Origin of the sequence: Pedobacter ginsenosidimutans (assembly GCF_001442625.1) — a bacterium.
Taxonomy (GTDB): Bacteria; Bacteroidota; Bacteroidia; order Sphingobacteriales; family Sphingobacteriaceae; genus Pedobacter; species Pedobacter ginsenosidimutans.
Genome location: NZ_LMZQ01000061.1, coordinates 1 through 11,366 on the forward strand (window position 1 = coordinate 1; position 11,366 = coordinate 11,366).

General features: G+C 40.8%; 7 protein-coding genes. 2 read left to right on the forward strand and 5 right to left on the reverse strand.

Annotation, left to right across the window (positions count from 1 at the left end; translation table 11 throughout):
- A partial coding sequence (locus ASU31_RS26275) for a TonB-dependent receptor plug domain-containing protein (RefSeq protein ID WP_057935207.1) occupies positions 1 to 1,908 on the forward strand: 1,908 nt, incomplete at its 5' end.
- Positions 1,909 to 1,918: 10 nt separating this feature from the next.
- The gene (locus tag ASU31_RS26280) at positions 1,919 to 2,782 is read left to right on the forward strand and encodes a DUF4397 domain-containing protein (protein ID WP_167346248.1); all 864 of its coding nucleotides are present in this window, start codon (positions 1,919 to 1,921) and stop codon (positions 2,780 to 2,782) included.
- A 233-nt stretch (positions 2,783 to 3,015) separates the two neighbouring features.
- Here the strand turns inward: ASU31_RS26280 and ASU31_RS26285 are convergent, their stop codons facing one another.
- From ASU31_RS26285 to ASU31_RS27805, 5 genes are all read right to left on the reverse strand, one after another.
- Positions 3,016 to 4,656 (reverse strand): TldD/PmbA family protein, encoded by a 1,641-nt coding sequence (locus ASU31_RS26285; RefSeq protein WP_057935212.1) that lies wholly within the window; start codon positions 4,654 to 4,656, stop codon positions 3,016 to 3,018.
- 313 nt (positions 4,657 to 4,969) lie between these two features.
- A complete protein-coding gene (locus ASU31_RS26290; RefSeq protein ID WP_057935209.1) occupies positions 4,970 to 6,286 on the reverse strand; it encodes a TldD/PmbA family protein in 1,317 nt (438 codons plus the stop codon).
- Between the two features lie 2 nt (positions 6,287 to 6,288).
- Positions 6,289 to 7,923, reverse strand: a complete 1,635-nt coding sequence (locus tag ASU31_RS26295; RefSeq protein ID WP_057935210.1) for a TldD/PmbA family protein — start codon at positions 7,921 to 7,923, stop codon at positions 6,289 to 6,291.
- A 260-nt stretch (positions 7,924 to 8,183) separates the two neighbouring features.
- Positions 8,184 to 9,968, reverse strand: a complete 1,785-nt coding sequence (locus ASU31_RS26300; protein WP_057935211.1) for a hypothetical protein — start codon at positions 9,966 to 9,968, stop codon at positions 8,184 to 8,186.
- Between the two features lie 2 nt (positions 9,969 to 9,970).
- On the reverse strand, positions 9,971 to 11,366 hold a 1,396-nt coding region (locus tag ASU31_RS27805), incomplete at its 5' end, for a hypothetical protein (protein ID WP_209435070.1).

Below are 11,366 nucleotides of genomic sequence, written 5' to 3' on the forward strand. Positions count from 1 at the left end.
GAATATGCTACCCAGGCTGTATCGCTTCCATCTGGAAATTATTCTGATGGCATATACATTGGCCCGGCTTATGGTGGGGGGGCCAACACGAGGGGTTTCGATCAGATTTATACCAAAGAAATTGATGATGCTATTATTGCCAGCCGAGGTATTGACCGCCACTTTTTTGATCAGCGCGGCTCAACAAATAAGTCAAAAGATGGTTTGTTATCATTTAATGCAGCCATTCCGTTGAAAGATGGTTTTGAAGTGTACTCATTTGGTGGAATCAGTCACCGCAATTCGCAATTTACGGCTGTTTACCGCCTGCCAGGATGGACAGAACGCAACAATACTTTTGTTTATCCAGATGGATTTTTGCCAGCCATGGACAATATCATCACCGATCAGTCTTTTGCTGTAGGCGTAAAAGGAAAGGTAAGCGGATGGAATTTTGATGTGTCAAATGTCTACGGTAGAAATGCTTTTGACAATATTATCAGTAATACGCTGAATGCCAGTTTAGGTCAAAAAACACCGCGGACTTTTAATGCGGGTAGTTATAACGCTTCGCAGAATAGTGGAAGTTTAGACTTCTCCAGAAAATTCGATAAAGTGCTTAACGGATTAAACGTTGCTTTTGGTGGGCAGTACCGTGTAGAAACCTATCAGATTATTGCCGGAGAAGAAGGTTCTTATTCAAAAGCAGATTTAAGTACCATTTATTCCATTGGCTACACTACAGGTGGAATCCCATATTTTGTTGCTGCAGGGAGTACACCTTTAAATGGACTTTCTCCAGGTTCCCAGATCCATGCAGGTTTCAGGCCTTCCAACGAAGTAAATGTAAAACGTTCCATTTCGGCAGCTTATGCAGATGTTGAACTGAATGTGACTGATAAATGGCTCCTTTCGGGTGCATTAAGGGTAGAAAATTATTCTGATTTTGGTAGTGTAACTACTTATAAAGCCGCAACCCGATATGGTTTTGCAAAATGGTTAGCCGTTCGTGGTGGTTTCAACACAGGTTTCAGGGCGCCAGATCTTGCACAGTTTTATTATACCGAAACTTCTACAACCTTCCAGAATGGTGTGGCCATAGATCAGGTTACGGCGAACAATGTAAATCCTGCTACCAAAGCTTTGGGTATTCCATCACTTCAGCCCGAAAAATCGAAAGGCTACTCTGCCGGAATTACTTCTCAGCCTATTCAGAATGTTGAGATCACTGTTGATGCCTATCAGGTTGATATTAAAGATCGGGTAGGTAACACCGGACGTTTTTCTGCCACAGATATCAATCTGCCAGCCGATGTAAGGGCATTATTTGTACAAACCGGTACTGTGCAGGCCAAGTTTTTTTATAATTCTTTCAGCACAAGAACCAGGGGAATCGAATTTACGGGAAGTTACCGCTTTTTGCTTCCCAATGGAGGTAATGTAGCTTTTCTGGCCGGTGCAAACCTACAAAAAACAACTTTGACTAAAGTGAATACACCAAAAGGATTAGAAGCTTATCGCTATATCATTTTTGACGAAAGTGAAGAGGTTCGGGTAACCCGGAGCATTCCAAAAACCAAAATAACCCTTCAGGGAACGTACAATATTAACAAGTTTAACTTTTTATTACGCAGTGTATATTTTGGTTCGGTATCGGCAGTGAGTCAGTTGAATGCAAACTTTCCTAAACCGGATTATTATTATCAGACCTATAGCCCGATCTGGATTACCGATATTTCTGCTGGTTACAGGATTACCCCTGTATTGCAAGCAACGGTTGGTGTAAATAATCTGTTCAATGTGCTTGGCGATTATTCTATTCCTGCACCTGGAAGCAATATTACGAGAACGAATTCACCAAGTGCTGCACAATCAGGTACGAGCACAGGTTTACAACCATTTATCAGGCTTTCGGCCACTTTTAAATAAAATGAAACACATGAGAATTTATAAATTTCAGATATTATTTTTTGCACTGGCCGCTACTTTGTTTGCTTCCTGCAAAAAAACAGATTACCTCGATATAAATGCAGGTGATCGGCCCGCTTTAAGTGCTAAGGTGAAGTTTATCAATGCGCGGCAATCAACCGTAGCGGTTAATTTCTGGGATTTTACCCGAAAAGTTACCGCAGCCGCACTTCAACGGAATACGGCTTCTGGTTATCTCGATACCCAGTTCGGAAAGGTACAATTCAACCTAACCGAAGGAACGGAAGCTTCGTACAGGGCTTCTTATATTTTCGGAGGCAGTGCAAATTTTGTACAGGAAACAAATTCGGCATCATTTGCAGGTCCGAATGGACCTATTGCAGATTTTGCCCACAGTTTGTTCACGGTGAAGAAAAGATTAACCAGCACCTTAAACCCTGGAAATATTGATAGTTTGATCCTCGTTTATGATGATCTTACGCTTCCTGCAACAGGTAAAGCCAAAGTCAGGTTTGCCAATTTTTCACCGGATGCACCAAAAGTTGATCTTACTTATGCCGCAGGCACGGAAATATTTACTGGTGTGGCTTATGGCAATTTTGGTAACCAAACCATCATTCCTTATACCTCTGGGAAAGCGCCTGCTGTTATTGAAGGTTTAACGTGGAAAACCCTCGGACCTTTTAAGGAAGTAGAAGCGGGTACAAACCTAAGTCTAGTTATTAAAGATAATACAACTAAGGCAGTTATTCCTTTAACAAACAGTGCTTTAAATGCCGCTACTTTCGAGGCCGGTAAAATTTATACGGTTTATATTAACGGTACAGTAGGGGGAGCGCCTGGTATTACAGCTACAATAATTACACACAATTAATATCATATAAAAAAATCGGTCGGTGAGACACTGAGCGATAGAAAAAACTCCTGGTTCTTAACAGGTTTATATTTGGTTAGAAAAAGGGGCATGTCTGGATAGAATGCCCCTTTGTTATTCTTTATTTAGCGTCGTCACCCTGAATTCATTTCAGGGTCTATTTTGCATAAAAGATGCTGAAATAAATTCAGCATGACGATCGCGTTGAGAAAAGTTGCAAAAAATTAATCAAGTTACCCCAATTTCCTTCCCGTATTAATCACATTAACTCCGTTAAAACGGGTAGTAGCACTTCCGTGTGAAACGGCACTTGCTTGTCCTGGCTGACCTTTTCCATCCGAAAACGTCCCGCCCAATCTGTAGTCGTTTTTATCGCAGCGTTGTACACAGGAGTTCCAGAATTCTTGTGTATTGGCTTGGTAGGCAGCATCTTTAAACATGCCTACAATTTTGCCATCCTTAATTTCGTAGGCCAGTTGTGCGCTAAACTGGAAATTATAACGCTGTTGATCAATAGAATAAGAGTTACGGCCAAACATATAGATCCCTTTCTCTACATTTTTAACCATATCGGCAGCACTTAGGGCTACATTTCCAGGGGCTAATGAAACATTTGGCATCCTTTGGAACTGAATACTATCCCAGCTATCTGCATAGCAACAGCCCTGTGACTCTTTTAAACCTAAGATATGTGCCTGATCCCTTATTGTCTGGTAATTCACCAAAATCCCATCTTTAATAATATCCCATTGGCCACATTTTACGCCTTCATCATCATAACCCACGGCGCCTAATGAACCTGTTTCTAGTTTATCGCCTATGATGTTTACCTCTTTACTCCCGAAGTTGAATTTTTTGCTTTCCCATTTATCCAGCGTTAAGAAACTGGTTCCTGCATAATTCGCCTCATAACCTAAAACACGGTCTAACTCTGTCGGGTGACCAACAGACTCATGGATGGTTAGGAATAGGTGAGAAGGATCTAAAACCAGGTCGTATTTGCCAGGGGCAACAGGTTTGGCTTTTAGTTTTTCATCAACATGTACGGCTGCTTCGCGTACGTCTTCCAAAATATCGTAACGCTTTTTGTACATCGTAACCGGGCCACCCTTAATTTTTTCTTCGTCTTTTGGTTTCAGGTATTCAAAGCCCATACCCATTGGTGCACTTAAGGCATTTCTGGTTTCGAACTTACCACTGGCTGCATCCGTTTTGGTGAGGGTAAAGGTTGGCCATATCCTGTGGATATCCTGATCGATATAAGAACCATCGGTTGACGCAAAATATTTCTGCTCATTGATCATAAACAGGTTGGAACTGATGTATTTTGCACCGCCTTTCATGGCCTCACTATTTACCTTTAAAAGCAGATCAACTTTGTCAGCAATGGGTACCTCAAAGGCATTGATTTCGATAGGTGTTTTCCAGCTTACCTCCCCATATCCTTTTTGTGCCGCCAATTGAACAGGTTCTTCCATGAGTTTAGAATTCCCCTTGGCAATAGCTACGGCAGCTTCTGCAGCTTTGGCGATGCTGGCATTGTCCATGTTGTTGGTTGCTGCAAAACCCCAGCTTCCGTTGGCAATCACACGCACACCTAAACCATATGATTCTGAATTGGAAATGTTTTCTACCCTGGTTTCTCTAGTAGCCACTACCTGATTTAAATACCGTCCTATACGTACATCGGCATAAGTTGCACCCTTGCTTTTTGCAGCGTTGAGGGCAACATCGGCCATTTTCTTCTTTAGGGCAATATCAACAGGCGTTAAAGATTCTTCAACAGAAATAATTTTGCCAAAGGCAGGTATATTGGGCATCATGCTGGCACCAAGGCCAACACCTGTCATGTATAAAAAATCTCTTCTTCTCAATTTTTTGATTTTTATTAATAAAAAAAGGGTCGTCATCTCGATCCGATAGCTACCGGATGTAACGCAGTGGAATGGAGAGATCTATCTAGTCAGATCTCTCGACTTCGCTGCACTCCGCTCGAGATAACAATTGAATGATGCCCTTCGACTCCGCTCAGGGTGACCTTCGGAGGGAATAGGTGTTAAATAGTATTATTCTTAAAAAAGATCGTCATTTCGACTGTAGCTGCCGATTTTTCATCGGTAGCGAAATGGAGAAATCTATTTAAAGAGGTTACCATTTCGTTACACTTCAGTCGAGATGACGATTCAATTAAATCGCATCCGATAGTGAAGTAAAGGTAAAATCGCGGATTTTCATTGGTGGAATCAATCCACTCCCTGTTCTCACCGGTTTACCTAAAGCCTCTACATTGTTGAGCATAATTACCGGACTTTCGTTGAACCTGAAATTCTTGATCGGGAATTTAATCTCACCATTTTCGATGTAAAAAGTGCCGTCACGCGTTAAACCAGTCAGTAATAATGTTTGAGGATCTACCGAACGGATGTACCAGAAACGGGTAACCAATATGCCTTTTTCAGTACTTTTAATCAGATCTTCCAATGATTGTGTTCCACCTTCGATGATCATGCTGCGGCTAAAAGGAAGCGGTTGAACATTTTTTTGTGCAGCCCAATATCTTGAATAAGACAGGTTTTTAACTACCCCTTTTTCAACCCATTGCGTTCTTTTTACCGGTAAACCTTCGCCCGTGAATGTTGAAGACGGGATTTCAGTATTCATTGGATCAGAGTAGATATTTACGTTTTCTGAGAACAATTGCTCTCCTAAACGGGTACCACCACCCTTTTTGCTCATAAAGCTCCGGCCCTCGTCAGCACTTCTGGCATCAAACCCCCTGAACATATTACCGATAATATCGCTGGCTGCAAGTGGTTCTAAAATAACAGTATACTTTCCTGGTTCGATGGCCTTTGCACCTGCAGAACCATTGGCTTTACTTGCTGCAATTTTGCTAAGTGCCAGGGTATCCATTTTGTCGAGATCATTAAAGCCCTGCTCAACGTAGCCCGATCCCGTTCCTTGCTTGTTTCTAACGGTTACTGAAAAAGAAACATCGGTACCTTTATTGTAGGCGAATAAACCTTTAGAGTTCATGATCGCGTTAAAACGGGTTGAGTTTTCTAAGAAACCTGCTGCATCTAAACCAGCTGCCTTTGATACACTTAAACTTTTTCCTACCATTTCGGCCCTGGTATCGGGAGTCATGGCGGCAGTTTTAGCATTGTATGTATTCGATTCTGCAAAAGTCTGTGGACCTAATGGAGGCATAAACTCAGGGTTTTCTGGTGCCAGCATGGCCAGTTCTTCTGCTCTTTTTACCACCTTTTGTAAGGAAGCATCATCAAATTCATTTATCGTTGCCGAACCAGTTTTTTTACCAAAAGTGGAGCTTACACCTAAGCTCATGGTACTGATCTGCCCTGCGGTAGAAACCGCATTGCGGGCATAACGGATATTCCCGCCATCAGAACCGTTTAAACCTACTTCGCAGAAATCGGCTTTCGAATAACCGATTACTTTTTTTAATATCGCCTGGGCTTCTTCTTTACTTAATATGGCCATAATTATATTTTTCTTGCTGTATTGATAACATTAACTCCATTAAACCGGGTAGTGGCACTGCCATGCGATACGGCACTGCTTTGAGAAGGCTGACCTTTTCCATCATTAAATGAACCACCTAAACGGTAATCTCTTTCATCGCAAATGGCATTACACGAATTCCAGAACTCCTGTGTATTGGCCTGGTAGGCTACATCGTTCAGCATACCTGCAATTTTACCATCCTTAATTTCGTAGAAAATCTGTCCGCCGAACTGGAAATTGTAACGTTGCTGATCGATAGAAAAACTTCCATCACCGATGATGTAAATGCCTTTTTCAACATTTTTGATCATATCATCAACACTCAGTTTTTCTTTTCCTGGCTGGAGTGATACATTTGGCATACGCTGAAACTGAACATCATCCCAGCCCTGCGAATAACAGCAGCCATTAGATTCTGTTAAGCCGATAATGTGTGCCTGATCGCGGATGGCCTGGTAGCTTGTTAGTATCCCATTCTTGATCAGATCCCATTTTTTGCATTTTACGCCTTCATCATCGTAGCCAACAGCACCTAACGAACCCACCTGGGTTTTATCGGCTACAATATTTACTTTATCACTGCCAAATTTGAAATTTTTTGATTCCCATTTATCTAAAGTAAGGAAACTGGTGCCTGCGTAATTGGCTTCGTAGCCTAAAACACGGTCTAATTCTGTCGGGTGACCAACAGATTCATGTATGGTTAGCCAAAGGTGTGAAGGATCTAAAACCAGATCGTATTTACCTGGCTCAACCGATTTTGCCTTTACTTTTTCAGTTGCTACACGGGCTGCCTCTTTTACATCTTCCAGCATATCGTAACGGCCTTTATAACGCGTTACAATACCGGTAACTTTATCTTCAGGGCGGGCATGCATATATTCATAACCCTTTCCAGAAGGTGCACTTAATGCATTACGTGTTTTAAATTTGCCCGATTCGCGGTCCACTTTGGTTACATTAAAAGTTGGGTAAATACGGTGAACATCCTGATCGATGTAAGAACCGTCAGTTGATGCGAAGTATTTCTGCTCATTAACTGCGAAAATAACGGAATTTACAAAATTGGCTCCATTCTGCATGGCCACGTCGTTTACATTCAAAAGCAGGTCTACTTTCTCCTTTACGGGAACTTCGAAAGCATTAATTTCGATTGGTGTTTTCCAACTTACCTCGCCATAACCTTTTTGTGGAGCCAGTTGAACCGGTTCGCCCTGTATTTTGGCGTTGGCTTTTGCAACGGCAACAGCTTGTTCGGCTGCTTTGGCAATGGCATCTTTGGTTACATTGTTTGTGGCAGCAAAACCCCAGCAGCCATTGGCTAAAACACGGATACCTACACCATACGATTCGGTATTGGCTACGCCTTGAACACGTTTTTCGCGGGTAGCTACAAACTGGTTTAAATAACGACCGATGCGGATATCGGCGTAAGTTGCACCTTTTGATTTTGCCGCATTTAGTGCAACATCAGCCAGTTCCTTTTTAATTTTTACATCCACTCCATCTAGCGCCTGTAAAGGGTCTATAGGAGTTCCGAATGCAGAAAGGTCGGGAAGGAGTAGGGCACCCATACCCATTCCGGATAAGTAGAGGAAGTCTTTTCTTTTCAATTGGTTGAATTTAGTTAGTTTACGCTTTCAATATAGCCAATTATGAGGCTAAAACTGGAGATTGATTATAACATTTTAGTTTCAATGCTGAAAAAAGAACTGTTTTTTGTGAAAAGGTGTTTTTTAGTAAAGTTAATTTCGTCATTTCGACTTAAGCTGCTGATTTTTCATCAGTAGCAAAATGGAGAAATCTGTTTTGAGAGGTTTTATTATTAGATCTCTCCATTTCGCTTTGCTTCAGTCGAGATGACGAATCGATTTTAAAAAGCCAATATCCTCGATTCGTACCATAAAAATCCAGCTGCAAGCAAAAACCCTGCAAAGAACCACCAGAGTGATACTTCTTCCTCTAGAATGGTATCTGCTAACTTGTTTTTAGTTTCAGTAGTATTCAGGTTTTTGATAAACTGATGGGTTCCATCAAGCTTTTGTTGGTTTTTGAGTGCTTCCCAATCTGTTTTTTTGTAGATATATATTGGCTCGATGGCTTGATTTACTTCTAAATTAGTCCAGCCTGATTTTTCAGGCCAGTAAAAAGCATCCCATTGGAAAGGAAGCTCCATGTTTTGCCGTGGACTGAGTAAGATGCTATCCATTTTTAATGCCGGTATCTTGTCTGACGCTGCCAGATCTGCAATAATCCTCATTTTTTGGTGAATAACGGGGAATTGAGGAATGATGTTTACAGATTGAACATCGTTTCTTTTCCTTGCTGCATTGGCCAAAAGTTTAGACCAATAGGTTGCATAATCAGTTTTTTGCCCTGAAAGTAGCCAATTGTAGGTGGCGGAAAGTGTAGAGACTAACACTTTGCCATAACCACTGATGCTGCTATTGACTACTATTTTATTACTGGCATCGGCAACAATGGGCTGATCAGTTTGGTTAGCCCTTAAAAATACAGCTTGTTCAAGTGGTAACGGATTAAATTTGTGGTGATCTTCTATCACGATTAAATTTAATGGTTTGCCTTTTAAAACAGGAGATTCAAAACGGCCAAATTTATCACTGAGGGATGTCAAAGCTTTTGTATTTGCAACCCTGATCAATAAGCCCATTCCGTTATTAACCGCAAGCGCTATTGATGACCTTTCGTTGGGACTAATAGCTGCTAATTCTTCTTCATCGATGATGAGGATATCGAATTTTTTTAAGGATGATATATTGATCTGATTAAGATTTATACTATCTATGTTAAGGAAATCGAAAGCAAATTTATTTTTACTGATCTGACTTCTGAAAGCCAATGGATACTGATTTTCATACAGCCAGTTTTTTAAAAATTTATATTCGAAGTCAGGAAAAGAAGCTAAAATCAGCACTTTCATCGGTGTCTGGTCGCTAACCTGAACCGGCACGGGTTCTTTGGCCAGGGTATCGTTTTTTTGTAAAGCAATTAATTCGTAAACAGCTTTGCCTATTTGTTTTGGGTTGGTTTTAAATGAAAAGGATTTATTCGATTTTGCGCCGATAAAAATCGAATCTACTGCTTTGCCTAAACCTTTGAACAAAAGTTTAACCGTTTCGCTTCCTGAATTTTGATAAGTTCCCTGAACTTGAAGCGGTTCACTGGTTTTTAATTTGGCTGGCCAGTTGGCAGAAATGATCCCGCCAGGATTTACCGAAGGATGAAAGGTGATCTGGTATCCTTTCAGATTTTTCAGTTCAGCTGCACTTAAACCATAACCGTAGATATTCAGTTTTTGAACATTGGGATTCGATTTTAAAAAGTAGGAAAGGTCATTGATGGCGGTGGCCTTTGTATTTTTTAAATTTACCGAAGGAAATGCATATTTTTTTCCTTTTAAGTTTGTAACAGAATCAAGGTTTGTGCCAGCTGTGAGTAAAATAACTTCATCGGCATTTTGTTTTACATGTGTTTCGTATCTGATCGGTACGATTAATAGAATGAAACAACCCACGGCAACAATATTCGCTAAAATTCGCCATATTAATCTAGCTCGATTTGTCCGGCCCACCTCTTTATAGAGCAAAAAGACCATTAATAATAACCCAACCAGAATAGCGATGTATTTAAATTCCATATCTATTTGCCGGTTTTGTTGAGGTTATTAAAATAGTTTTGGTACAAGGCCGAAGCTGGGCTAGCACTTTGTGTCTGCGGTTTTGCTGCTTCAATATTGATCATTTTTTGGATAGCCAGTTGAACCAGATCAATCTCTTTAAGCATCAATTTATTCCCTGTACTTAGCTTTCTTAAATTGGTTAATGCACTTAAATAGGTTGAAGGATTGTCGGCCGCGGCACCAATCATATATTTTTCTGTTTCGCTTAGTAAAAAACGATCTTGATCACTGAATTTTTTATCAGTTTTTCTGCTTTCTAATAGTGCAAGCGCTATTTTTAGCGAGGCTGTTCTTTTTTCTTTTTGCTCGAAGGACATTTTTTGCACAGGCTGCGTAATTTTATCTAGCTCACCACTTAAACGTTTCTCTGGTTTTAACGCTGCCGTTTTTACGGTGGTTTTGGCTACATAAGCCCGCGATTTCTGTTGTAGATCTTTCAGTAATCTTAGCGCTTTATATTCGTAGGGTAATGCTTCCTGCGGTTTATAAGTTCTTAAACGGAGTTCGGCATTCCACATTTCAGTTAAAACGGCCTTTAGCTGTGCCTTCATTTCTGGTTCGAAGAAGGTAGCGTCTTCTGCGATATCATGCTTGTGCGCATATTTGTCCATAATGGTGCTCACATCGCCAAACTTCTCACCCTCATTCTTATGTTCCGCATGCTCATCGTGGTCATCATGATCACCGCCGATTTCAGTTTCGTTTTCTTCCCCCAAAAACTGTCCGTAGCGTAACCGCAACAGCTTCTGGTCGATACCCAGATCGTTGCTTCTGGTTTTAAAAGTTGCAGGAGGCAATGTCGATTGTTCTTTCAACAGTTTTTCAGTATCAATAATGATCTGCCTTTCGCTCCTGAAATATTCTGGAACCAGGTTAACGCCATTGGTCATTCCTGCTAAACTCATTAATTCGGTAGTATCTACAATCGAAACAAAATAAACATCCGAACGGCTCGATTGACCATGGTTATCCATCGCTTTAATGAAAAAGTAAAGTTCATCGCCTGGTTTCATGCCAAGGCTTTTTAAGTCAATCAGTTTACTTAGCGTGAGGTTCTTTTTGTTATCAAACCTGGTATTAAACAATAGTTTTTTTTCGGTAAAACTCACACCTTCACCTTTACCACTGGCCATAGTTGCCGATATATAGGCGTCGTTGATGCCATAGTCATCTGTAAGTGATATGTTCAGGTTAATCTTTTGCGGCTGACCGATATCAATAGTGGTGTGCTGTTTCGGTTGCGTTATTTTAATCGTAACGGGTAAATCAGGAATAATTTCGATCTGGTAGAAATCTGATTTTTTACCGTCCAGATCCAATTGGTAAAAACCTGATTTATTGATGGTTTTGCTATAG

What these genes read in the sequence shown, in the direction of transcription:
- ASU31_RS26280 (WP_167346248.1), top strand. Translation starts at nt 1,919, where the DNA reads ATGAGAATTTATAAATTTCAGATATTATTTTTTGCACTGGCCGCTACT.
- ASU31_RS26290 (WP_057935209.1), bottom strand. Translation starts at nt 6,286, where the DNA reads ATGGCCATATTAAGTAAAGAAGAAGCCCAGGCGATATTAAAAAAAGTA.
- ASU31_RS26300 (WP_057935211.1), bottom strand. Translation starts at nt 9,968, where the DNA reads ATGGAATTTAAATACATCGCTATTCTGGTTGGGTTATTATTAATGGTC.